At 63.6% G+C, this 22,801-nt stretch carries 21 protein-coding genes and 2 pseudogenes; 17 read left to right on the top strand and 6 right to left on the bottom strand.

Annotated features, from left to right (window positions below):
• Positions 1-13: 13 nt before the first annotated feature.
• The 6 genes from ADT71_RS05685 to ADT71_RS05665 are packed head-to-tail and all read left to right on the top strand — an operon-like array spanning position 14 to position 6,689.
• Complete coding sequence (locus ADT71_RS05685) at positions 14-1,315, top strand: efflux RND transporter periplasmic adaptor subunit (protein WP_231635619.1); 1,302 nt, start codon at positions 14-16, stop codon at positions 1,313-1,315.
• Between the two features lie 15 nt (positions 1,316-1,330).
• The gene (locus ADT71_RS05680; protein ID WP_054435749.1) at positions 1,331-2,008 is read left to right on the top strand and encodes an ABC transporter ATP-binding protein; all 678 of its coding nucleotides are present in this window, start codon (positions 1,331-1,333) and stop codon (positions 2,006-2,008) included.
• Positions 2,009-2,018: 10 nt separating this feature from the next.
• On the top strand, positions 2,019-4,439 hold the full coding sequence (locus ADT71_RS05675; protein ID WP_054435747.1) for an ABC transporter permease: 2,421 nt from the start codon (positions 2,019-2,021) through the stop codon (positions 4,437-4,439).
• Positions 4,440-4,443: 4 nt separating this feature from the next.
• Positions 4,444-5,307, top strand: coding sequence for a TolC family protein (locus tag ADT71_RS05670; RefSeq protein ID WP_231635618.1), 864 nt, complete (start codon positions 4,444-4,446; stop codon positions 5,305-5,307).
• The gene (locus ADT71_RS32990) at positions 5,256-5,774 is read left to right on the top strand and encodes a TolC family protein (RefSeq protein WP_369818181.1); all 519 of its coding nucleotides are present in this window, start codon (positions 5,256-5,258) and stop codon (positions 5,772-5,774) included. Before ADT71_RS05670 ends, ADT71_RS32990 begins: the two co-directional genes overlap by 52 nt.
• Positions 5,775-5,798: 24 nt before the next feature.
• A complete protein-coding gene (locus ADT71_RS05665) occupies positions 5,799-6,689 on the top strand; it encodes a DUF1838 family protein (protein ID WP_054435744.1) in 891 nt (296 codons plus the stop codon).
• A 45-nt stretch (positions 6,690-6,734) separates the two neighbouring features.
• On the opposite strand, the gene ADT71_RS05660 is transcribed toward ADT71_RS05665, so the two are convergent.
• Both ADT71_RS05660 and ADT71_RS05655 read right to left on the bottom strand, forming a co-directional pair.
• A complete protein-coding gene (locus ADT71_RS05660) occupies positions 6,735-7,478 on the bottom strand; it encodes an SDR family NAD(P)-dependent oxidoreductase (RefSeq protein WP_054435741.1) in 744 nt (247 codons plus the stop codon).
• Positions 7,479-7,506: 28 nt separating this feature from the next.
• Entirely contained in the window at positions 7,507-8,451 is a 945-nt protein-coding gene (locus tag ADT71_RS05655; RefSeq protein ID WP_231635617.1) for a cytochrome P450, read from the bottom strand.
• 15 nt (positions 8,452-8,466) lie between these two features.
• Here ADT71_RS05655 and ADT71_RS32985 point away from each other — a divergent pair, with 15 nt between their 5' ends.
• On the top strand, positions 8,467-8,727 hold the full coding sequence (locus ADT71_RS32985; protein WP_231635616.1) for a hypothetical protein: 261 nt from the start codon (positions 8,467-8,469) through the stop codon (positions 8,725-8,727).
• A gap of 457 nt (positions 8,728-9,184) precedes the next feature.
• Here ADT71_RS32985 and ADT71_RS05650 read toward each other — a convergent pair whose 3' ends face one another.
• Positions 9,185-10,384, bottom strand: a complete 1,200-nt coding sequence (locus ADT71_RS05650; RefSeq protein WP_231635615.1) for an SDR family NAD(P)-dependent oxidoreductase — start codon at positions 10,382-10,384, stop codon at positions 9,185-9,187.
• A gap of 65 nt (positions 10,385-10,449) precedes the next feature.
• Between ADT71_RS05650 and ADT71_RS05645 the strand changes: the two genes are divergently transcribed.
• Together ADT71_RS05645 and ADT71_RS05640 are read left to right on the top strand one after the other, a co-directional pair.
• Entirely contained in the window at positions 10,450-11,244 is a 795-nt protein-coding gene (locus tag ADT71_RS05645) for a sugar phosphate isomerase/epimerase (RefSeq protein WP_054435737.1), read from the top strand.
• 318 nt (positions 11,245-11,562) lie between these two features.
• Positions 11,563-11,880, top strand: a complete 318-nt coding sequence (locus tag ADT71_RS05640) for a hypothetical protein (protein ID WP_231635614.1) — start codon at positions 11,563-11,565, stop codon at positions 11,878-11,880.
• Between the two features lie 77 nt (positions 11,881-11,957).
• Here ADT71_RS05640 and ADT71_RS05635 read toward each other — a convergent pair whose 3' ends face one another.
• Positions 11,958-12,704, bottom strand: a complete 747-nt coding sequence (locus ADT71_RS05635; RefSeq protein ID WP_054435735.1) for an SDR family NAD(P)-dependent oxidoreductase — start codon at positions 12,702-12,704, stop codon at positions 11,958-11,960.
• Between the two features lie 129 nt (positions 12,705-12,833).
• Between ADT71_RS05635 and ADT71_RS05630 the strand changes: the two genes are divergently transcribed.
• From ADT71_RS05630 to ADT71_RS32970, 4 genes and pseudogenes are all read left to right on the top strand, one after another.
• Positions 12,834-13,538: a GntR family transcriptional regulator gene (locus tag ADT71_RS05630; protein WP_082370175.1), complete on the top strand. Its 705-nt coding sequence runs from the start codon at positions 12,834-12,836 to the stop codon at positions 13,536-13,538.
• 152 nt (positions 13,539-13,690) lie between these two features.
• Entirely contained in the window at positions 13,691-13,951 is a 261-nt protein-coding gene (locus ADT71_RS32980; RefSeq protein WP_054435731.1) for a hypothetical protein, read from the top strand.
• Positions 13,948-14,598 (top strand): annotated as a pseudogene (locus ADT71_RS32975) (sugar-binding domain-containing protein); the annotation flags it as partial. The gene ADT71_RS32980 and the pseudogene ADT71_RS32975, both read left to right, overlap by 4 nt.
• Before the next feature lie 223 nt (positions 14,599-14,821).
• Positions 14,822-16,369 carry a glycoside hydrolase family 2 TIM barrel-domain containing protein gene (locus tag ADT71_RS32970; protein ID WP_054435729.1) on the top strand — a complete coding sequence of 516 codons (1,548 nt, stop codon included), beginning with the start codon at positions 14,822-14,824 and terminating at the stop codon, positions 16,367-16,369.
• Between the two features lie 33 nt (positions 16,370-16,402).
• On the opposite strand, the pseudogene manD reads toward ADT71_RS32970, so the two are convergent.
• Positions 16,403-17,610, bottom strand: a pseudogene (gene manD / locus ADT71_RS05615) (D-mannonate dehydratase ManD).
• 92 nt (positions 17,611-17,702) lie between these two features.
• On the opposite strand from manD, the gene ADT71_RS05610 reads away from it, so the two are divergent.
• The 4 genes from ADT71_RS05610 (at position 17,703) to ADT71_RS05600 (ending at position 22,144) form a co-directional block, all read left to right on the top strand.
• The gene (locus ADT71_RS05610; protein ID WP_054435728.1) at positions 17,703-18,458 is read left to right on the top strand and encodes a FadR/GntR family transcriptional regulator; all 756 of its coding nucleotides are present in this window, start codon (positions 17,703-17,705) and stop codon (positions 18,456-18,458) included.
• A 130-nt stretch (positions 18,459-18,588) separates the two neighbouring features.
• A complete protein-coding gene (locus tag ADT71_RS05605; RefSeq protein ID WP_054435726.1) occupies positions 18,589-19,815 on the top strand; it encodes a family 1 glycosylhydrolase in 1,227 nt (408 codons plus the stop codon).
• Positions 19,770-19,949 (top strand): family 1 glycosylhydrolase, encoded by a 180-nt coding sequence (locus tag ADT71_RS34885; RefSeq protein ID WP_082370172.1) that lies wholly within the window; start codon positions 19,770-19,772, stop codon positions 19,947-19,949. Before ADT71_RS05605 ends, ADT71_RS34885 begins: the two co-directional genes overlap by 46 nt.
• Before the next feature lie 302 nt (positions 19,950-20,251).
• Entirely contained in the window at positions 20,252-22,144 is a 1,893-nt protein-coding gene (locus ADT71_RS05600; RefSeq protein WP_054435724.1) for a tannase/feruloyl esterase family alpha/beta hydrolase, read from the top strand.
• Between the two features lie 149 nt (positions 22,145-22,293).
• Here ADT71_RS05600 and ADT71_RS05595 read toward each other — a convergent pair.
• Positions 22,294-22,801 (bottom strand): sigma-70 family RNA polymerase sigma factor (locus tag ADT71_RS05595; protein WP_156336494.1); only part of this gene is annotated, 508 nt, incomplete at its 5' end.

Here is a 22,801-nt window from a genome sequence, read left to right as displayed (position 1 = left end):
CTTTCCGGCGGACATGGGTGACACTGTTCCCATGATGACCGAACAGCCCGTACATGCAACCGTTTCCCCCGGCGCGGAGATGGATCGCAAAGTCGAGCGCCGCCGCGCGCCGCTATGGCGGCGGCCCGCCGTTGTGGCGATTGCCGGCGTCGCGGTGGCCGCCGTGCTGCTCTGGCGGCTGCTGCCGGCCAGCGGATCGACCGACATCGCCGCTGCCCAGATCGAGACCGGCATAGTAAGCCGCGCGCCTTTCGCCGACTATCTGCCGGTGCGCGCGGCGGTTGCGCCGAAAGTCACCACGCTGGTCGGCGTGCTTTCGGGCGGGCAGGTCGAGAAGCTGCTGGTGCAGGACGGCGCCATGGTTTCCGAAGGCCAGCCGCTGGCCTCGCTCGCCAATCCCGAACTGCGGCTCGACGTGCTGACCCGCGAGGCGCAGATCGCGAGCCAGCTTGGCGGCGTTGCGGGGGAGAACCTCGGCATCGAGCGCAACCGCATCGACCGCGCCGGGCAGGTGGCGCAGGCCAATTACGATCTCATCAAGGCCCGCCGCGAACTGGCTATCCGCCAGCAGCTTTACGATCAGGGCTATCTCTCCGATGCCGGTGTGCGCAGCTATGCCGAAGAGGCCGCCTACCAGCAGAAGCGGCTGGCCCAGTTGCAATCGGGCAGCGCGCGCGAGGCGGGCATCACCGCCACGCAAGGCGCGCGGCTTGGTGACACCCGCAGCCGTCTCGAAAGCAATCTTGCGGCCGTGCGCGCCAGCCTCGATGCGCTGACGATCCGCGCGCCGATGGGCGGCCGCCTCACCAATTTCACGATCCAGCCCGGACAGGCGCTCAAACCGGGCGATCCGGCCGGGCAGGTCGACAGCGAAGGTTCGTGGAAGCTGACCGCCGATGTCGACGAATATTACCTGCGCCGCGTCGCCGTGGGGCAGACGGCCATTGCCGATGGCGCCCGCCTGACTGTTTCGAAAGTCCTGCCCGCCGTGAAGGATGGGCGTTTCCGCACCGAACTGGATTTTGCGGGCGCGCCGCCCGCCGGGCTCAATCGCGGGCAGACGCTCGATATCCGCATCACGCTTGGCAGCACCGCGCCTGCGCTGGTCGCCCCTGTCGGCGGCTGGTTGGAAGCGGGCGGCGGTTCCTCGGTCTTCGTGCTCGACGCCGATGGCGCCCATGCCCGCCGCCGCGCCGTGAAGACCGGCCGCCGCAATCCCGAACAGGTGGAGATCCTCTCCGGCCTCCAGCCGGGCGAGCGCATCGTCACCTCCAACACCTCGTCGGTCACCGGCGACATCCTCAATATCCGCTAACAGGGAGCCATTCTCATGATCCGACTGGAAAAGATCCAGCGCCGCTACGTTTCCGACGAAGTGGAAACGACGGCCCTTCGCGATATCGACCTTGAGGTGGCCGCCGGGGAATTCCTTGCCATCATGGGGCCATCGGGCTGCGGCAAGTCCACCCTGCTCAACACGCTCGGCACGGTCGACCGGCCCACGAGCGGGCGCTACCTGTTCGGCGATCGGGATCTGGCGGCGATGGGCGAGAAGGACCTGGCGAAGTTTCGCGGCTCCACGCTCGGCTTCGTGTTTCAGAGCTTCAATTTGATCGATGAACTGACCATCGAGGAGAACGTGGCCCTCGGCCTTGCCTACCGCAGCAACGGCGGGGATCGCCGCGCGCGGGTTTCGGCGGCGATGGACAAGGTCGGCATCGCGCACCGCGCGCGTCACTTTCCGCACCAGCTTTCGGGCGGCCAGCAGCAGCGCGCGGCGATCGCCCGCGCCATCGTTGGCGATCCCCGGCTGATCCTTGCGGACGAACCGACCGGCAACCTCGATACCGCCAATGGCGAGCAGGTGATGAACATCCTCCAGGCGCTGAACGACGAAGGCGCGACCATCGTCATGGTCACGCACTCGCCCAGCCATGCCGACATGGCCAGACGCCGCATCGACATGCTCGACGGGCGCATCGTCGCCTCGGCCATGCGCTCGATCTGAGGGGCCGGGGATGAACCGCTTCGCCTTGCTTTCGCTCTACCGCTCGCTCACCCGCCACAAGCTCTATGCCGCGCTCAATGTCGGCGGGCTGGCGGTGGGGATCGCGGTGTTCCTCGTCCTGGGGCTCTACGCCCGGTTCGAAACCAGCTACGAGAAGTGGCTGCCCCGGCATGAGGGCATCTATGTGGTGCAGACCGTGTGGAACCTGCCGGAAAGCCCGTTCAACGGTGCCTATCCCTATACGATGAGCGGCCTGCTCGAACAGATGCGCGAGGACTTTCCCGGCCTTGTCGGCACCCGCATCCGGGGCGGCAGGAACGGCGGCGTCGTCATTCGTGGCGGCGTTGCCGCGTCGGTCGATGTCGCGCAAGTCGATCCCGCGTTTTTCGACGTGTTCGACCTGCCGATGGTGCGCGGCAGCGGCACGGCGCTGCGCCAGCCCACCAGCGTGCTGATCAGCGAAACCCTGGCCCGCCGGTATTTCGGGACAAGCGATCCGATCGGCCAGACCCTGACGATAGCGATGGACAAGACCATCAATTACCGCGTCGCCGGGGTTTTCCGTGATCTGCCCAGGAATACCGATTTCAAGCTGTCGCTGCTGGTGCCGATGCCCACCACGCCGCCTGTGCCGCAGTGGTTTCATTGGGGCAGTTCCTCGCTCCAGACGTTCCTGCGGTTCGACACGCCGGAGGCCGCGCGCGCTTTCGAACAGAAGCTGCCGCCTTTCGTGAACCGGCGGGGCCTTGCCGATCTGGGCAAGGATGCCTGGAAGACGCAGCAAATCTCGCTGCTGCCGCTTGCCCGCATGCATCTGGAACCGGAAGGGCAGGCCAGCGCCAGCCAGAAGATCACCGTCGTCACGCTTGCGATCGTAGGACTTCTGACGCTGCTGGTGGCCACCGTGAACTACGTCAATCTGGCAACGGCACGCGCCAATCTGCGTGCCCGTGAAGTCGCCATGCGCAAGGTGCTCGGCGCGGACCGGCTTGCGCTGGTGCGGCAGTTCCTGTCCGAAGCCATGCTGACGGTCGGCGTCGCGGCCCTGCTGGGGCTCATTCTGGCCGAACTGAGCCTGCCGCTGGTCAATGCCGCCGGCGGCCTGACGCTTTCGATCCCCTATGCGCTGGTCGTTCCCGCGCTGGTGGTGCTGACGCTCGTCGTCGGCCTGCTGGCGGGCTTCTATCCGGCGCTGCTGCTTTCCGGATACCCGGCTGCGAGTGTGCTGGCTTCTGCCCGTTCGCCCGGCGGCGGCCGCGTGGGAACCCGCGTTCGGGAGGGGCTGGTCGTGCTCCAGTTCGGCCTTGCCATCGCCTTCATGGTCGGCACCGGCGTGCTGGTCGCGCAGACCCGCCATGTCCGGCAATCCGATCTCGGCTTCCAGCGAGAGGGGCTGATGGTGGTGCTCTCCACCCGCGACAGCCTTGTCGCCACCGCACAAACGCGCGCGGTCGTGGCGGCGATCCGCGAACTGCCTTCGGTTCGTGCCGCCGCGCTCGGCAACAATGCGGTGGGCGGCAGCGGCGAGAACAACGCCGATAACGTGCCCCTGCCGGGGCGCGCCGGAGACGGGCCTTCGCTGCGCTGGATGATCGTCGGGCCCGATTTCTTCAAGGTTCACGGCACCCGAATCCTTGCCGGCCGCGTGTTCGACGAGAGCCACCGCGACGACGATGCGCTTTCCCGCACCGACGGGCAGCAACGCAACATCGTCATCAACCGCCGCGCGGTATCGACGCTCGGCTTCCGCTCGCCAGAGGATGCCATTGGCAAGACTGTCGGTGGCAATCGCCCACGCACGATCATCGGCGTGGTCGAGGACATGCGCTTCTTCTCGCCGCGCGAACCCAACAGCGCCAGCTACTACGTCTATTACAGCGAGCCGGAAAAGGCCTACACGACAGTCGCCTCGATCCGCTTCGCCGGCGATCCGCGCGTGACGATGGATGCCGTGCGCGCGATCTGGCAACGCACCGTGCCGCAAGTGCCGTTCGAGGCGGAAACCGCCGACACTCAGCTTGGCAAGTTCTATGAGGCGGACGACCGCGCGACGCGGCTCTTCGCCATTGGCGCGGGCCTTGCCGTGCTGATCGGCTGCGTCGGGCTATGGGGGCTGGCGTCCTACAACACCCAGATGCGGATCAAGGAAATCGGCATCCGCAAGACCCTTGGGGCATCCTCCGGCGATATCGCCAGGCTGCTGGTCGGCCAGTTCCTGCGCCCCGTGCTGCTGGCCAACCTGCTGGCATGGCCGCTTGCCTTCGTGGCGATGCGGACATGGCTGGCCGGCTTCGACGACCGCATCGCGCTTTCGCCGCTCTTCTTCATCGGTGGCAGCCTGCTGGCAACGGTGATCGCGATCCTGACGGTACTGGGCCAATCGCTGCGGGCCAGCCGTGCGGCTCCGGCATGGGCGCTGCGCCATGAATAGGGCCATGCAAAGAGGATCGGCCTGGGCCGTGTCCGCCTTGCTGCTCGCCTCTCCGGCTTCGGCCGAAACCCTCGGCGAGGCGATAGCCGCCGCTTACGAGTCCAACCCGCAGCTTGCCGCCGCCCGCGCCCGGCAGGAAGCCCTTGCCGAAACGCCTGAACAGGAGCGGGCGCTCGCCCGGCCCACGGTGTCGGTCGATGGCGATGCCGGCTACGACCGGCAGGGCTATGGCAGGGCAGGATCGCTGACCGCGAACCTGGCCCTGCCGGTCTGGACCGGTGGCCGGGTTTCTTCGGCGGTGCGCGCGGCGAACGGGGATGTCGCCGCCGGGGAGGAAGGACTGCGCGACACTGCAGCGGCGATCCTGCAAGGCGTCGTCGCTGCTTATGCCGCGCTGCTCTACAACCAGCAGGCGGTGGAAGTGGCCCGCGTCGGCATCGAGCGGCTGGATACCCAGGTCGCCGAAACCCGCGCTCGCTACGATCTCGGGCAGGCGACGCGCACCGACGTCGCGCAGCTCGAAGCACAGCGTTCCACCGTCATCGCCAACCTTGCCGATGCCGAAGGCGCGCTTGCCACGGCGGCGGCGACCTATCGCGCGGCCGTGGGACGTGACGCGGGCGTGCTGACGGCCGATGTCCCATCGCCGGCCGCGCTGCCCGCCAGCAACGACGATGCGCGCCGGGCGGCGGAAGCGGCCAATCCCCTGCTGCTCCAGCAGCGCCTTGCGGTGGAGGCTTCGACCGCGCGAATTGATCGGGCGCGGGCGAGCGCGCTTCCGTCGATCTTGGCGGGGCTTACGGGCGCGGCGGAAGGCTGGCCGGCGGGAACCTGCGCGATTTCGAAGGCGCCGCCTCTGTCGGGATGACACTGCGGGTGCCCTTGCTCACGGGCGGTCTCGTCTCCTCGCGCGTGCGGCAGGCCGAGGCAAACAATCGGGCAGAGCGGTTTCAGGCCGATGCGGCTGAGCGCGAAGCCGTGCGCGGCGCGGACACGGCCTGGGCCATGTTGAAGGCGGCACAGGGCAGGCTTCGCGCCAATGGCGAAGGGCTCTCCGCCGCCGATCTCGCGCTCAAGGGCGTCCGCGCGGAATATGGCTTCGGCCTGCGTTCTACGATCGACATTCTCGTTGCGGATCAGAGCTTCCGCGCCGCACAGCTTGCTGTCGCCCTGGCCCGGTCCGACGTGCTGGTGGCCGAGGCGCCTTGTTGCGCGCAACCGGCAGGCTTGACAGGACGGCATATGAGTAGAGCGGAGGCGCTTCGCTCTCAATTCCCCGAACGGCGGATAATCGCGCAAGAGCTGTGCCGGTTCTTCGGTCATGGGCAAGAATAGAGCTTCCATGACGCGGGGTGTGTGATGTCCAGCATGTTCGATATTGCCCGGCCGGGGCGGCGAGACGCCTTGAAACTGGGGCTGGGGATGGCCGCGTCTACCGCGCTGCCATCGGTAACGGCACGAGCGGCGGCGCGTCAGCTTGATCCTGCCGACCCTGCCGATGCCCGGCTGATCTATCGCAAGCTGCGCTACCGCACGGATGACGGATTGCTGTTTTCCTGGATCAAGGGGCCATACATGGCATCGACGGGTGGTGACCTCGTTCCCATGTACGCCCTGAACCTCGGGGCCATCCAGCGCGTGACGCAAAATGCCGACGGCAGCTTCGAGCTCATCGATCTGGAGATCAGTTTCCGCGTCGATGTACAGACCGGCGAGCGGTTGAAAACCTTGCGCAACCCCGTCACCGGGGAGACGGTGACGGTCGGCGGGCGCGGGCCTGTTCCCACTCACCTGAAAGTGTCGGCCGACAACGAGTTCGTCATCCCGGAAGTGCCCGGCCAGCCGAAATACGAGCATGAACATATGCCGGTCAGCTTCTTCCCGCTCGGCCGTACCGAACTGGCCCTTCGCGACCGCTCGCACGCGCGCGTCACCGCGCCGGACGGCTCGGTATCCTTCCTCAACGAAGTCAGCACGATCGCCGGTCCGCGCGAAATCGTGCTCGACCCCCGAACCACGACCGTCAACGCCCGCGTCCAGTCGAACGATGTTCGCAGCTGGCCGGCATGGCTGAAGATGGACGACCGGCCCGGATCGCTGGCGCTGTTCGCGAACGGGGGCAAGGTCAGCCGCTTTGCCGACCTGCCCGACGATTGGCATGCCATGCTGAAGCGGTACTATCCGCAGATTGCCGCGGATCCGATCGCGGTACTGGACGGCAAGGTCAAGGTGGAAGCTGCGACCTGGTGAGCCTGACGAGGGACCGGCGCACAGGCGTTCAGGCCAAGGGGCGCACTACATGTACATGCCGCCGTTCACGCCGAGAACCTGGCCGGTGACATAGCTCGCATCCTCGGATGCGAGGTAGGCGCATGCTCCAGCGATGTCTGCGGGCGTGCCGGGGCGGGAGATCGGGATCATCTGGACGATGGCCTCCAGCGGAAAGCCGCTGCTCTCCGCGTGGCGGTGCATGGTCGGCGTCTCGACGAGCGAGGGCGGGATGGTGTTCACCGTGATGCCGTGCGGCGCGAATTCGCGCGCGAGTGCCTTGGTCATGCCGATGACGCCGCCCTTCGATGCCGAATAGTGGACCTGCTGCGGCCCGCCGGACTGTGCGGCCTGCGATGAAATCGTGACGATCCTGCCCCAGGACTGGTCGATCATGTCCGGCAGGGCGGCCTGCACCGTGTGGAATACGCCGGTCAGATTGACCGCCAGCATGCGATCCCACAAGGCCTGGCTGAGGTCGGCGAAGGGTACGAATTCCGAGATGCCGGCGTTGGCGATGACAATGCCGACCGGGCCGAACTCTTTCCGGACCCGGGCATAGGCGGCATCGATGGCTTCGCGATCGGTAATGTCGAGCGCATGGGTGAGGACCTGATGTCCCTCTGCCCGCAAAGCTTCCGCTTCGTTTTCCAGCAGCTCTGCGTTCATGTCGAGCATCGCGGTCGGATGGCCGTCGCGGGCAAAGCGCTGGGCAATACCGAGCCCGATGCCACCGGCTGCGCCGGTGACGATGACTGTTTTCCTGGTCATGTAATTTCCTCGCAAAAAGGATGGGGGATCAGGCCGCGGCCGGCGTGAATTTCAGATGGAGCTCTTCCAGCCCGCGGATGATGAAGCTCGGTTCGTAGCTGAGATCGGGTGCGGACGCGGAACCGTGCCGGGCTTCGTCAAGGGCGATGTGGCTGGTATGTTCCAGAAACCGCTCGATGATGATGCGGATTTCCACTCTCGCGAGCGGGGCCCCCGAGCAGACGTGGCCACCACGACCGAATGCGACCTGCTCGCGCAGTTTTGGGCGGTTCAGCTCGAACTGATCGGGATTGTCCCAGCGGGCGGGATCTCGATTGGCGGCCGCCAGCGCGAGCATCACCTTGGTTCCCGGCGCAATTTCCATCTCGCCGATCTTCGTCGGTCGGCGCGCCAGACGGAATGTCACCTTGCTTGAGCCCTCCAGGCGAAGGATTTCCTCGATGAAGGCCGGAATCAGGCTGCGATCCTCGCGCAGTTGCTGCTGCAAATCCGGCATGCGGGCCAGATAGAGCATGGCATTGCCGAGCAGCTTGGCGCTCGTGTCCGCACCGGCTCCGAACAGGAAAGTGCTCATCTTGACGAGATCGATGATGTCCGGAAGCGATCCGTCGGGATAGGTGGCCGTCGCCAGGTCGCTGAGAACGTCACCGTTTGGAGCGGCCCTGCGCTCCATGAGGTAGCGGACGAAGTAACCGGCCATGAATTCCAGCGGGCCGACATCCGTCGTCGCCCCTTCCGCCGCGATGCTGCCCGGAGGCGGACCCTGGTCGAGGATATTGCTGAACACTTCGCGGTCCTCGGACGGAACACCGAGCAAATCCGCGATCACGAGGGTGACGAACGGAACCGAGATCTCCTTGATCAGCTCGCATCGGCCCGTGCGCACCACATCGCGGACGATCCGGTCGGCAAGATGCTGAATGTATTCCTCGTTCGCCTTGAGGCGGGAGGGAACGAACAGGCGGTTGAGCACGGCGCGTGCATTGGCATGATGGACGTCGTCAAGCGCGACCAGAAGATCGCCGGCAACGATCTGGTCGCGATGCGCCTCGATCTGCGCGGTGATGTCGTCGCCCTCGGGTGTGAAGGGGAGGGGGAGCGCCGGGCCGCCGGGGGCGATGGAGGAGGAGAAGTCCCGGGGATTGTTCAGGACTTCGAGCGTCTCGTAAAATCCGGTAACGATCAGCAGATCCCGGGTCTTGGGCTGGTAGACCGGGCCTTGCGCACGCAGGCCCTGAAATATTCGTAGGGGTCCTTCAGGAGCGTAGGGTCCGTAAGGTAGTCGCGGTCCTTCAGGGCCAGTTCCTCGGTCACAATTCTCTCCAGGACTTTATCGTTTTCGGGCTGCTCACCTCGCCGCGGACGCTGGCCCGGCTGCGTTGTGCGCATGATTTTCGTCACGCGAGAATCCTGACGTAAAGATCCCCGGTCTCTCGACTGAAAACAAAGCTACCAACCAGTTGGTATATCGTGCAACCGAAATCGTGCCACTGCTGCGCGCGCCAGGCCGGAGATTGATCCGCGCGTAAGGGAATGAGCCGGAAAGCGGCACATTTTAGCCGGACAATGTGCGGCGAATAACGTGCAGGCGATTGCCCGCATGTGCGCGGTGCTGTCCTGCGGGCTGCTGATGAGCCCGCCGGTGGAGAGGAGCAGTTTATCGGCGCCGGCTCATCTGCCGAGAGAGGCGCCGAGGAACGCCGTGCTTACTTCACCTTGTAGGCCGCGAATTCCGGGGTTGGCGTGTCGGTCGTCCTGCGGACCGAAAGCGGGTAGTTGCCACCGCGATCCTTTATCTCATACTCCCGGCCGACTTCGGCGCCGATGACGACCTTTCCGTTCCAGCGCTCCATCATGCGCGGATCGTTGAACATCGCCCAGGCGACATGGCCCGTATATTCGGTGGATTCGAGTTTGCCTTCAAGGTGGCCGAACTTGTCGGGCGCAGCCTCCATCATCTCGAGAAGCCGTTCGGTCGTCAGTGGGCCCATCCAGATCGAAGCTGCAGCAACATGCGATCCGGAATCGGCAAAATCGATGCCCATGTCATGCGCCATCTTGTCCACGCCAGCCTTTTGCGCGCCATAGCAGGGGCCGAAGCAGTAGTGGTTTGCGCCGGGTGAGGAGGTGAACAGCACAAGGCCCTTGTCCTGCTTCACCATGTGCGGTGCGGCGTACCAGCTTGCGACAAAGCCGCTGCGCAGGCCCACATTCATCATCTCGGCAATCTCGAGGGGCTTTTCCCAGAATTGGCCCGGCGCCGAAATCGCATGGCTTTGATAGCAGGCATTGTTGATGAGTATGTCCAGGCGCCCTTGCTCTTCGATGATCCTGTCAATCAGAGCCTTGACCTGTTGATCGTCGCCATGGTCGCACTGAACCGCGATGCCGTTTCCGCCGGCTTCGGTCACTTCAAGAGCGGTTGCATGGATGGTTCCGGGCACTTCCGCGTCTCCGGGATTGAGCGTGCGGCCGGTGACGTAGACGGTGCAGCCATGAGCGCCGAGAGCCCGCGCAATCCCTCTGCCCGCGCCGCGGCTGGCGCCCGTGACCAATGCGACGGTGCTGTTTACGGCCATTTGCATTCTCCCAATTCCCGATGGTTCTGACTTCGCGCGGAATCGCGGGTGACCGCGCGATCCTTGTCTGCCGGAGGGCCTGCCTACCAGCAAAAATTGCGGCGGCGAATAGGCAGGCCGATTCATCCTGTATACGATCATTGCGTATATCGTGGCGCCCAAGGGTAAATTGGTGTGTTCAATGGGTGCTGGAATAGCATTGAATACAATATCGGGTTTGGGGTCGACGGGGCAGTGACGGCTGACCTTGCCATGAAAACCAACTGGTCGGTAAGGTGTTGTGGTGCTCGCCCCGAATCGAAGTTCGCCGGGGAGATGTCGCGGCACGGTACGTTCGGTGGCTAGCTTGACCGCACAGCGCGCCCTGAACGGGCGGCACAAGGGAGAGAGTGATGCCGAAATTCTCGCTGGACAGTCTTACGCTTACCGACACCGAGCCGATGGAACTGATCGAAGCGGCCGCAGAGGCGGGCTTCGGTACGATCAGCCTGTGGGTTCAGCCGCCGGCGCTCTATCCATCGTCTGCCTGCACGGCGGAAAAGGAAGCGGATTGTGCGCGCCGCATCCGGGACACGGGTATCGCGATAGAGACGCTGGAGGTTTTCGATCTTCATTCCGTCGAAGCGCTCGAAGCCTATAGGCCCGCGCTTGAGCGCGGCGCCCGGCTTGGAGGGAAAACGGCCCTTGTGCTCAACTACTCCAATCCCGACCGCGGGCAATCCGCCGAACTGCTCGGCAAATTTGCAGAGATCGCGGCGGAATACGGCATCGGCGCCAATCTGGAACCGGTTGCGGGAGGGAAGACCAGCTCGCTGCAGCAGGCCGCCGAACTCATCGCCGCGTCCGGCGCGGATGCCGGTGTCGTCCTCGATCCGTTCCATCTGATCAGGTCCGGGGGATCGGTGGCCGATATTGCGGCACTTCCCGAAGGAATGATCCGTTACGTCCAGCTCTGCGACGGGCCTTTGCAGGTGCCGCCGGAAATTGCCGCGAGCGAGGCGATCGGGCATCGTCTTTATCCCGGCGAAGGAGAATTCCCGTTGCTGGAGATCCTGCGCGCTGCGCCATCGGATGTGACGATCGGGATCGAGTGCCCCAGTCTTGCGCGTGTGCGGGCAGGGCAAACGGCCTCCGTGCAGGCCAGGGAAGCGATGGCGGCAATAAAGCGGATTTTGCAGGAAGCCTGATGCAGGACGCGGCCGAAAGTCCATCGCTGTGCCGATATCGACGGGTCGGGGTTGCCGCAAAGCTGCGCGAATCCACAATCGGCTGTCCTTGGTTATCGCTTTCCAGTCCGGCGATTCTCGCAACACTGTCCGGCCATGGCGATTTGCGTTGAGGAACCGAACGGTTGGTATATCAGTCTGGCTGCCGAAGGCTCTGGAGGAGTCGCTCCCGGTGCAAGGCGGGATGCGGTCCGGATCAGGGTACATGAGGCAGGGACAAGGGATGGAGCGCCGGTGGCAATGTGCCGGCTCGGAGAGATCAACCTGAAAGGAACTGAAATGGGAATGTTTCGCAACCTGATGCTTGCAGGTGCAGCCGCGCTTGCCGTGCCCGCGGCGCTTTCGCCCGCGATTGCTGCCGAAGCGCCTGCGGCGCCGGTCTATTCAATCAATACCGATCTCGGCACGTTGCTGGACAACCCGCAGACCAAGGCCGTCCTCGACAAGTATATTCACGAGATGATCAGCAATCCGCAGATCGATATGGCGCGTTCCATGACGCTGCAGCAGCTCCAGTCCTATGCCGGCGATGCGCTGACTGACGAGAAGCTGAAGCAGATCGATGCGGATCTGGCCAAGGTTCCTGCCGCAAAGTAGGGCCTTTCCGGCACCCGGTATAAAAAAGGGGCGGCGAAGGCTGCCCCCTTTTCTTTCATGCGATCCTCAAGCTTTCATCAGTTGAGATAGCGGCCGCCATTCACGCTCAGCGTATGGCCCGTGATGTAGTCGGCGTCTTCCGATGCCAGAAATGCCACTGCGGCTGCGATGTTTTCGGGCCGTCCCGCGCGTCCCATCGGTGTCATCGGTGCATATGCCGCTACATCGACGGGAGATTCCTGCAGCCCTTCGGTGTTCACGAACCCCGGCGGAACGGCATTGACGGTGATGCCGCGCTGCGCGAATTCCATGGCGAGCGCCTTCGTGAAACCCAGAACCCCACCTTTTGACGCAGCGTAGTGCGCCTGATTGGGCGTCCCTGCCTGTGCCGACGACGATGCGATATTGATGATCCGCCCCCAGCCGAGTGCCAGCATGTCAGGGACGATTTCCTTGACGCAGAGGAACGGGCCCTTGAGATTGATGGCCATCAGCTTGTCCCATGTCTCCTCGTCGAGTTCCTCGAACTTCGCGAATGGAGAGAGCGCGGCATTGTTCACCAGTATCGAAATCGGGCCTAGCGCTTCGCGGCTCCTGACCGCCGCATCGCTGATCTGGCCCGCGAGGGAACTGTCCGCCGCCAGACCTATGGCCTGCCCGCCGCGTTCGGCGATCAATTGAGCGGTCTCGCGGGCTCCGGCCTCGTTCAGGTCCCAGACGGCTACTGAAGCACCGTCGGCCGCGAGCCGAAGAGCGATGGCGCGGCCCAGTCCGCGTGCTCCGCCGGTGACGACGGCTGTCTTGCCTTCAAGCGACAAAGTCATTCTCCCAGTTTTCAGATTGTATACAATACCTGTCGCATGGTTCCATGGTGTTTGCAAATCGGGAGGCGCCTTGCCCCGGAAATGCGGGAAGTCTACGATGCGGAGCTAACGATCTTGAAGGGCAATGGAATGGGCGATGAATCCGATCTGGCGGGCGACCGAGTTGCCAGGATCATCGCGGAGCGGATCATGACGGGGCGTCTTGCCGCCGGCGAGCCGATCAAGCAGGACGAGCTTGCGGTGGAGTTGGGAACGAGCCGGATCCCGGTGCGCGATGCGTTGAGAATACTCGAAAAGCGGGGAATGGTTTCGCTGCGCGCCAATGCGAGCGCGAAGGTGGTCAGCCGGACCGTGGAGGACATGGATGTTTCCTATCGCATCCGCGAGGTTCTCGAACCGATGCTGCTGGCCGAAAGCATTCCCCATCTTGGCGAGGAGGCGATCGACGCGCTTCGCCAGCTCAAAGATCGCCTTGCCGATGATTTGGGGTATGAGGAATATCTCGCGCTTACTCGCGAATTCCATGTGCTCTGTTTCAGCGGGCATCGGGCGCCGCTGCTGTCTCACATCATAGAATGGCTATGGGATACCACTTATAGTTACCGCGCCGCCTTTGCGCGCATGTCCGTCGCGGATGAGGAACGTCTGCGGGCGATGCGGGTGGAGCGCGAATTGCTCTTCGATGCCATTTCTCACCGGGAAGTGGACTTGGCGCAGCGAATCTGGGCCATTCAGGTGAGGCGCACTCACAAGGCGCTGCTGCGTTACGCGGATCGGGCGGATTTGCTGGGAAGCGAAACGCCGGCAGGCGCAAGGGGCAATTCTTCCCGCTGATTTCGAAGTGGATACAGGGTGCGGGCGTGCCGGAACGCCGCCTGCGCGCCATTGGCATTTCCGCTCGCCATTGACCAACCTCATTTGACTGACAGAGTTGGACCGATTGGTCCATGATGGTCAGTCCAAAAAGTTGCAATGGGGATGCTCCGGTGACAAGATATGCGAAGGGCAAGCGCGCCCTGTTTGCGGCACTGCTTGGCTGCTGCTGTTCTGCTTTCGCTCCTTCCGTCGCCCAGGCGGCAAGCGCCCAGCAGCCCGCGGCGCAGGGCAGGTCCGTGCTCGATCTATCGCAAGGCTGGCGGTTCCAGGTCGGCGATCAGCCGGAGGAGGCCAGCCGGCAAGGTTTCGACGATGCGGCCTGGCAGACGGTTTCCGTTCCGCACACCTGGAACGGCTTGGGGAGTATGTGAAGGAGCGATCCTCGTCCGCCAACAACTATCAGGGGGCGGGCTGGTATCGACTCCACGTCAAGGCGCCCCGGGCAGCCGCGCGCGAGCGACAGTTCCTTGACTTCGCGGGCGTGGGCAAGATTGCCGACATATGGGTGAACGGCACGCATGTGGGGCGGCACGAAGGAGCGTTCGCGCGCTTCAGGATCGATGTTACAGCCGTCTGGAAGCCGGGCCAGGATAATCTGGTCGTCGTGCGGGCGGACAATTCGAAGCCTACCGCGGACAACGAAAGCGGGCAGGTCATACCGCTTTCGGGCGATTTCTTCGTCAATGGCGGAATCTACCGGGGCGTGACCCTGCTGACGGCGCCGGATGCCGGTGTCGATCTGCTCGATTTCGGCGGGCCCGGCGTTTACGCGAAGGCCACTTCGGTCACGCCGGAAAGCGCAAGCGTGGACGTGCTGGTTCGCCTGCGCAATCAGGGCGCATCACCCCGAAAAATGGTGATGACCACAACCCTTCGCGATGCCGGGGGGCGAACGGTGGCAACACAGTCGCAGACGTTGAGCCTGGCGCCGGGGCAGGATTCCCGGCAGGTGAGCCTGTCGCTTCCCCGCCCGCACCTGTGGAACGGCCGGGCCGACCCCTACATGTACTCCATTGCGGTCGAGACGAGGGAGCCGGGGGCGGCAAGGCAGACTGTCACCGTGCCGCTGGGCGTGCGATCGTTCTCGTTCGATGCCAATGCCGGCTTCTTCCTGAATGGCAAGCATGTGAAGCTGCAGGGGGTTTCCCGCCATCAGGACGTCATGGGCAAGGGATGGGCGCTTTCGGATGAAGACCATGCCCGCGACATGCGCATGATCGAGGAACTGGGGGCCAATACCGGTGAGGCAGGCCCACTATCAGCACGCCGATGCATGGTCGGACGAGGCAGATCGCTCCGGCATGGTGGTCTGGGCGGAGCTGCCCTATGTCACGACGCCTTCGCTGTCGGGCGGGAAGGGCAGCGACCGGCTATGGGCGAATGCGGAGCAGCAGCTTCGCGAGCAGATCCGGCAGAACTACAACCATCCCTCGATCATGATGTGGTCGGTGGGCAACGAGGTCGATTCCGCCAAGGGTTTCGGCGTCCAGGGAGAGCCGCCACAGCCGCTTGCGCTGCTCAGGCATCTCAACCAGATCGCCAAGCAGGAAGACCCGTCACGCCCGACCACTTTTGCTGATTGCTGCGAAGGGCTGACGATGTTCAAGACGGCCGGCGAAGGGCTGGCCGGGGCCGCCGATCTTATCGGCTACAACCGTTACTACGGCTGGTACATGCCCAACCCGACCGATGCGCGCAGGCAGTTCGGCGAAGCGCTGGACAAGCTTCATGCGGATCATCCCACCTTGCCGATTTCGGTTTCGGAATACGGCGGCGGAGGATCGCTCACCCAGCACAGCGACAATGTGCGTGCCGGCTTCGTGAACATGGCGGGACGCCCCCAGCCGGAAGAATTCGAATCCTTCGTTCATGAAGAGAACTGGCCGGTCATTCGCGAGCGGGATTATGTGTTCGCCAGCTGGGCGTGGAACATGTTCGATTTCCCCAGCGACTTGCGGCAGGAGGGCGATGCGATCGACCTCAATACGAAGGGGTTGGTGAGCTTCGATCGCAAGACCCGGAAGGACGCCTTCTACTACTACAAGGCGCAGTGGAATCCGGAGCCGATGATCCATCTGACGGGCAAGCGCTACGTCGACAGGGCCTATGCGGTCATGGAGGTCAGGGCCTATTCCAACGCCGCGAAGGCCCGGCTTACCGTCAATGGCCAGATGATTGGCGAGACCGACTGCCCCGACCGCATATGCATCTGGCCGGATGTCAGGCTTGCTCCCGGGGAAAACCGCGCGGTGGTCGATGCCGAGGTCGGCGGCGCGAAGGTGAGCGATGCCACCGTGTGGACCGGTCCGAATCCGGCCCTTTCCGGCATTGCGATCGATGCCGGCGATCTGGCGGGGCGGGCCGTGGCGGGGCGCCGGTTCGGCTCGGACAATTTCGTGACCGGCGGCGCGCCCATGATCCTCAACATGGAGGGCTTCGGCCGCAAGGCGGCCAATCCGCGCCGGGTCGAAGCCGGGTCTCCGGAGCTCTTCGAGTTCTGGCGCGAAGGCGAGGCGTTCTCCTATGCGATACCGGCTCCGGACGGCCGCTGGAAGGTGACGGTGCTCACCTTCCAGCCGAGCCCGGCGGCACCGGGCAGCGCGATGATGGCAATATCGGCGAACGGCGCTCTCGCAGTGCCGGCCTTCAATATTGCCGCATCGGCCGGCGGCGCGCTGAAGGCAAAGTCGATCACCTTTGCTGTAGATGTCAGGGGCGGCGTGCTGAAGCTCGACTTCGCCGGCAAGGGCGGCAAGGCGGTCGTCGCCGCGATCACGCTCGACAAATGATGTGAAAAGGGCGCCCCAGGGGGCGCCCTTCGATCACCAGTTCCACATCGTGCCGTCTTCGAGGCGGGCGACGGGAAGATAGGCCGGCTTGTAGGGATACTTTGCCGCCAGCTCCTCGTCGATGTCGACGCCGTGTCCGGGCGTTTCGCCGCAGATGAGATGGCCATCTTCGAAGCGGTAATCGTGCGGGAACACCGCATCGGTTTCCTCGCTGTGGCGCATGTATTCCTGGATGCCGAAATTGGGGACCCAGGTGTCGAAATGCAGGGCGCAGCCCATCGTCACCGGGGAAAGGTCCGTCGCGCCGTGGCAGCCGGTGCGGATCTGGTAGAGGGCGGCCAGATCGGCGATGCGGCGCAAGTGCGTGAGGCCGCCCGCGCCGACGACCGTGCAGCGGATATAGTCGATGAGCTGGTTCTGGATCAGGTCCTTGGCATCCCAGATCGTGTTGAATATCTCGCCCACCGCCAGCGGCGTGGTGGTATGCTGGCGCACGAGGCGGAAGGCCTCCTGATTTTCGGCAGGCGTGCAGTCCTCCAGCCAGAACAGCTGGAACGGTTCCAGCATCTTGCCGAGGTTGGCGGCCTCCTGCGGCGTGTAGCGGTGATGGCCGTCATGCAGCAGGTGGTGGCCGAAGCCGTAAGTCTCTCGCAGCTTTCGAAAAGGCGGGGCACGTGGTTGAGCGCCTTGCGCGTATCCCAGCCCGTTACCGAAGGAAGCGCGGCGTCGGCAGGCTCGTAGAACAGCTTGCCCCGGCCCACGCCATAGGCGTCCTTGATGCCGGGAATTCCGGTCTGGGCGCGGATGGCCTTGTACCCCATGTCGATGTACTGGCCCACGGCATCGACCGTTTCGGCGATATCGCCGCCATTGGCATGGCCGTAGACCATGACGCGATCGCGGCTGCGCCCGCCCAGAAGATCGTAGACCGGCATTCCGGCCATCTTGCCCTTGATATCCCACAGCGCCATGTCGACCGCGGCGATCGCGCGCATCGTTACGGGGCCGCGCCGCCCATAGGCTCCGCGATAGAGATATTGCCAGATGTCCTCGATGCGGCGCGGATCCATGCCGATCAGGCAGGGGATAACGTGATCCTCCAGATAGGATACGACGGCCTTCTCGCGCCCGTTGAGCGTAGCGTCGCCGATTCCGTAGACGCCCTGATCTGTCTCGATCTTGAGAGTCACGAAGTTGCGGCCCGGGCAGGTCACGATGACCCTGGCGCTATGGATAAACATCTGGCGTTCCGGCTCCCTGTTCCGCCCGCCTTGACGGCGCGGTGTCGTTCTGTACAACTTCTCGTATATTGGTCAGGCCAAAAGAGAGCAATATGTCTGAACGTGAAAATGCCTCCGGAGGGCGGCTCTATCAGGAGCTTGCCCGCAAGCTGATGGAGGAACTGGTGGCGGGCCGTTACGTCGTGGGGTCGCGCCTGCCCGCGGAAAGGGACATGTGTACCATCTACGGCGTCAGCCGGCCGATCGTGCGCGAGGCGATCATCGCGCTCGAAGTGCAGGGCTTCGTGGAGACGCGGATTGGATCGGGTGCCTATGTCGTGCGCCTGCCCGGCCATAACGATGTGCCCGGCTTCGATATGACCGCGTTCGAACTGACCGAGGCGCGTCTCATGGTCGAAGGGGAAGTGGCGGCTCTTGCGGCAACCCAGGCGACTGCCGAGGATCTGCGGGAAATTTCATCGCTCGTTGACCAGATTGCCAGCGAGAATTGCGATCCGCTTGGCAAGGAACGCGCGGACCGGGCTTTCCATCTGGCAATCGCAAGGGCGACGCGCAATCGCGCGATGATCGATCTTGTCGAGCGTTTGTGGGACCTTCGCGAGGCTTCGCCCGAAAGCGCCCTCCTGCACGACAAGGCCAGAACGGCCAATGTGAAGCCCGTGGTGGACGAGCATACGGCAGTACTTGCCACGATCGAGGCGGGCGATGCGGCGGCGGCAAGGGCGGCCATGCGCGGCCATTTGGCATCGGTGCTAGACAGCCTGTTGTTCGCGACGGAGGAAATGGCCGTGGAGGAAGCGCGGCGCGCAACCGAGGCGAAGCGCGCAAGGTACATTCGCACGAACTGAAGACTTCGGCGCGGCAGCAATTTTCCGCTTCCGCGCCAAATCATATGCCGATGGGTCGCCCACAGGCATACGGCGATACCGCGCAAAGCAGGGTCGCGACAAAGAACATAGATCGAATGGGAGAGAGATTATGGAGGATCGACAGGTTCGTTTCGACCGCCGCAAGGCAATGGCTGCGACTGCTGCAATGGTCGCGGGCGCTGCCGGCATCGGCGCATCCGCCGCACTGGCCGCACCGGCTTCGCGCCGGTTTCCCAAAGGCTTTCGCTGGGGCGCTTCGACGGCGGGTTACCAGATCGAAGGCAATAACGTGAACGCGGATCTGTGGCTGATGGAGCACGTCAAGCCGCAGACGTTCGCGGAGTTTTCCGGCGATGCCGACGACAGCTATCACCGTTGGCGGGAAGACATTGCGGTGATGAAGGCGATCGGGCTCAATTCCTATCGCTTTTCCATCGAATGGTCCCGCATCGAGCCGACGAGAGGTCAGTTTTCTCAAGCCGAGATCGACTATTATCGCCGCTTTGCAGAAGCTCTGCGCGAAGCGGGGATCGAGCCCGTCATGACCTTCTATCATGTCGCGGCGCCTCGTTGGTTCGCTGAGGCAGGAGGCTGGCTCAATCCGGATTCGCCGGACCTGTTCGCCAATTATTGTGACCGGGCCGCGCGTCAGCTTGCGTCGATCATCGGCGTTGCCTGCACGATCAACGAGCCGCAGGTCGGCCTCACCTATCGGACCATGCCCCAGTCACAGGCCTACTTCGGAAAGCTGGACGAGGCGCAGGAGGCCGCGCACCGGGAGGCTGCGCGCGTGACGGGTAGCGCGCGCTTCGTCACGATGAACCATCCCGATATCAAGGGCATGACGCCGCAACTCATGGCCGCCCATGAAAAATCGGTGCAGGCGATCAAGGCGGCGCGGGGCGATCTTCCGACCGGCGTCACGCTGAACCTCGTCGATTTCCAGCCCGCGAACGAAGGCGCGAAGCACCAGGAACTGCGCAAGGCCGCTTATGGAGACTGGCTGGAGGTTGCCAAGCGCTCTGGAGACTTCGTGGGAGTGCAGACCTATCGGCAGGTTCGGATTCCGGGCGAGGGTGCCAAGCTTCCCGATCTCCCGGACATGCCTTACGTCGATCGTGCGCATCTCGAAGAGATGATCAAGCAGCCGCAGGCGCTGCGCAATACGGTCGAATATGTTCACCAGCAGACCGGAAAGCCGATCTTCGTCACGGAAAACGGCCTCGAAACACCCGATGATCGCAGCGCGCCTGGTACATTCCGCAGGTCCTGTCTCAGCTTCACGATGCGATGGATGCGGGCGTACCCGTTATGGGCTACATGCACTGGTCGCTGATCGATAACTTCGAGTGGCTTCAAGGTTACAAGCCCCAGTTCGGGCTGGCCGCCGTCGACCGCGAGACCTACGCGCGGAAGCTCAAGCCAAGCGCTGCCGTCTACCGGCAAATCATCCGCGCCAACGCGGTCTGAGGGCGCAGCCCGCGGAACCACGCGAATTTAACGCGATACTGCAACGCCTGGCGCTGCGGTATCGCGGCGCTTGGTATTCAGGCCAGAACCTCCTTCCTTTGAGAAACGAACAAGCGGTTTCTCTCCGGCACGTGCCGATCCCGAATTTGGCGTTGGAAACCGCATTGTCCGAGGCCGCGGACTATTTCTGGCCCGGCAATAAATTCGTTGTAACTCCCCTCGGTCTAAATTATCTACCGATTAGTCGGTAAAAATAATGCCGAAGCTGCCTGCAAGGGCGGCGGATCGGGAGGGAGAACGAAATGATCGGATATCGCGATTTCACGCGCGCACGGTATGTGGCCTGCAGCGTACTGGCGATTGCCTTGTCGGGTTGCAGTACAAGCGACGCCCCGCTGCCGGTTGCTGCCTCAGGGCCGGAGCCCTCTTCGATCAATGACGAGACTTTGGCTGCCGCCTGCAGCGCCGCAGCACTGCAAAACGTCGCATCCGTGCTGGGCCAGGGTGTTACGGTAAAGGCCATTCCCAATGGCGCAACGGTGCCTGAAGGCGCAAGGTTCTACGCTTCGACCGCCACGACGCCTGCATTCTGTCAGGCAGTCGGCAGCTTCGTGACCAACCCTGCAACCGGCAAGACCGCGAATTTCATGGCGACTTTTCCGGCCAACTGGAACGGGAAGTACATGCAGGTCGGCTGTTCGGGGCACTGCGGCCAGTTCTTCGTAAGCGATCCGGCCATGCCGACGATCGTCATTACGAGCCAGGGCAAACCGATGGACGCGATCACAAAGGGATACGCGATCTTCGCGACTGACGAGGGGCACACCGGAATGGCCGGCGGAACCTGGGCGGTGAAGCCGTCGGGCGAAGTGGATGAAGACGCGATAGAGGACTTCTACTACCGGGCAGACAAAGTGCTCTCGAAAATGGGGAAGGATTTCACTAAGGCGTTCTACGGGGCGCTGCGCAATCGGCCGCAATCGATCGCCTATTCCTATTTCAACGGCTGTTCCGGCGGCGGACGCGATGCGCTTGTCGCCGCAAGCCTGTTTCCTGAAGCATTCGACGGCATCATAGCGGGATCGCCCTACAACACGTCAGGTGGGGCGTTCCAGTTCGCCGGTGTCCCGATCGCGTCCTTGCGATCACCGGCGGCGCAAGTGACGCCTGCTCTCGTTTCCCTGATCCAGCCCATCGTCATGGCGCAATGCGACAAGCTCGACGGCGTTCAGGATGGGTTGATCCAGAATCCGGCCGCCTGTAATTTCCGACCGGAACGCGATCTGCCGATCTGCAAACCGGGGCAAGCATCGGGCACCTGCTTTACCAAAGAACAGGTCGAGACTGTGAGCACGCTCATCAGTGCAGTCACCGATGAACGCGGCGCGGTCGTGCAGCCGGGCCTTGCCGTCAGTGAATTGCAGGGAACGTCGTTCATTACGCCCAAGCGTCCTGCAGACCTTTCGGCCGCGGAACCTTTTCCGGGCTCGGACAATGGCGATGTCGCGAACAATGGATATTGGCCCCTTGCCGATGCCATGCTCAAGGTCTTCGTCCATGACAACGATCGCAATTTCCATACGCGTTCGGTCGTCAGCTTCGCCAGTGGAGGGACCGGTCAGGTCTCGAACTTCCACATCGTCGTGCCCGGTTCGGAAGTTGCGCTCCTGCGGCGCAAGGCCTTTTCGGGCATTGGGCACCGGCCGGAGGGGTTCGACAATCTGCTCAAGTCCAGGACGCGTCTGCTGATCTGGCACAATCTTTCCGACAACGTACTCACCCCTTACGCCTCGACGAACCTCTACAACCAGCTTGCATCGCGCCATGGCGGTTATGCGAAGGTGCAGCAGAGCGTACGTCTGTTCGGGCTGCCCGGAACGCCGCACTGCAGTATGGGCGGCATTGGCCCGAACACGTTCGATGCCATCGGAGCAATGGAGAAGTGGGTTGAAAACGGCCGGGCTCCCGACGCGCTGATGGCGACGCTCTATCCGGTCAACGGATTTGGCGTGAAGGATTTCTCGAAGGCACCGGGACGGACCATGCCGCTCTGCAAGTATCCGGCAATGGCGCGGTACAAAGGCGCTGGCGATGTCAACGACGGCGCAAACTGGGAATGCCCGGCCAACGATCGCAGAATGCTGGAAATCGGCGAGAGCGGAAGGCAGGCAGGAGTCATCGGCCCGAAAATCTGACCGGCCGGGGAAGGGGGAGTTCTCTGGAATTCCCCCTCGACTGCGCTTGACTGTTGCTGTGAAAGCCTGCCCGGGCGGCCCGGTTCGCTGAAAGGGGAATGCCCAGGAGGGGGCGGCAGACTGGATGCCTGCGGCCCCCCTTGTCTGGCTTAATCCAGGAAGGCGCGCATGATGCGGGACCGGCTCGGGTGCTTGAGCTTGCGCAGGGCCTTGGCTTCGATCTGGCGGATACGTTCGCGGGTAACCGAGAACTGCTGGCCGACTTCCTCAAGCGTATGGTCGGTGTTCATGCCGATGCCGAAGCGCATGCGCAGCACGCGTTCTTCACGCGGGGTGAGCGAGGAAAGCGTGCGGGTGATCATTTCCTTGAGGTTCGCCTGGATCGCGGCGTCCACCGGGATAACCGCGTTCGCGTCCTGAATGAAATCGCCGAGATGCGAATCTTCCTCGTCGCCGATCGGCGTTTCGAGCGAGATCGGCTCCTTGGCGATCTTCAGAACCCGCTTCACCTTTTCGAGCGGCATGGACAGGCGCTCGGCCATTTCTTCCGGCGTGGGTTCGCGGCCCTGCTCGTGAAGGAACTGGCGGCTGGTGCGGACCAGCTTGTTGATCGTCTCGATCATGTGCACCGGGATGCGGATCGTGCGGGCCTGATCC

Origin of the sequence: Novosphingobium sp. ST904 (genome assembly GCF_001298105.1) — a bacterium.
Classification (GTDB): domain Bacteria; phylum Pseudomonadota; class Alphaproteobacteria; order Sphingomonadales; family Sphingomonadaceae; genus Novosphingobium.
The sequence above is the reverse complement of the archived record's forward strand: the minus strand, read 5'-3'. Positions and strand labels throughout refer to the sequence as shown.

Coding starts and splice junctions, on each gene's coding strand:
- ADT71_RS05685 (WP_231635619.1), top strand. CDS start 14: ATGGGTGACACTGTTCCCATGATGACCGAACAGCCCGTACATGCAACC.
- ADT71_RS05680 (WP_054435749.1), top strand. CDS start 1,331: ATGATCCGACTGGAAAAGATCCAGCGCCGCTACGTTTCCGACGAAGTG.
- ADT71_RS05675 (WP_054435747.1), top strand. CDS start 2,019: ATGAACCGCTTCGCCTTGCTTTCGCTCTACCGCTCGCTCACCCGCCAC.
- ADT71_RS05670 (WP_231635618.1), top strand. CDS start 4,444: ATGCAAAGAGGATCGGCCTGGGCCGTGTCCGCCTTGCTGCTCGCCTCT.
- ADT71_RS05665 (WP_054435744.1), top strand. CDS start 5,799: ATGTCCAGCATGTTCGATATTGCCCGGCCGGGGCGGCGAGACGCCTTG.
- ADT71_RS05660 (WP_054435741.1), bottom strand. CDS start 7,478: ATGACCAGGAAAACAGTCATCGTCACCGGCGCAGCCGGTGGCATCGGG.
- ADT71_RS32985 (WP_231635616.1), top strand. CDS start 8,467: ATGATGGACGTCGTCAAGCGCGACCAGAAGATCGCCGGCAACGATCTG.
- ADT71_RS05645 (WP_054435737.1), top strand. CDS start 10,450: ATGCCGAAATTCTCGCTGGACAGTCTTACGCTTACCGACACCGAGCCG.
- ADT71_RS05640 (WP_231635614.1), top strand. CDS start 11,563: ATGGGAATGTTTCGCAACCTGATGCTTGCAGGTGCAGCCGCGCTTGCC.
- ADT71_RS05635 (WP_054435735.1), bottom strand. CDS start 12,704: ATGACTTTGTCGCTTGAAGGCAAGACAGCCGTCGTCACCGGCGGAGCA.
- ADT71_RS05630 (WP_082370175.1), top strand. CDS start 12,834: ATGGGCGATGAATCCGATCTGGCGGGCGACCGAGTTGCCAGGATCATC.
- ADT71_RS05610 (WP_054435728.1), top strand. CDS start 17,703: ATGTCTGAACGTGAAAATGCCTCCGGAGGGCGGCTCTATCAGGAGCTT.
- ADT71_RS05605 (WP_054435726.1), top strand. CDS start 18,589: ATGGAGGATCGACAGGTTCGTTTCGACCGCCGCAAGGCAATGGCTGCG.
- ADT71_RS34885 (WP_082370172.1), top strand. CDS start 19,770: ATGGATGCGGGCGTACCCGTTATGGGCTACATGCACTGGTCGCTGATC.
- ADT71_RS05600 (WP_054435724.1), top strand. CDS start 20,252: ATGATCGGATATCGCGATTTCACGCGCGCACGGTATGTGGCCTGCAGC.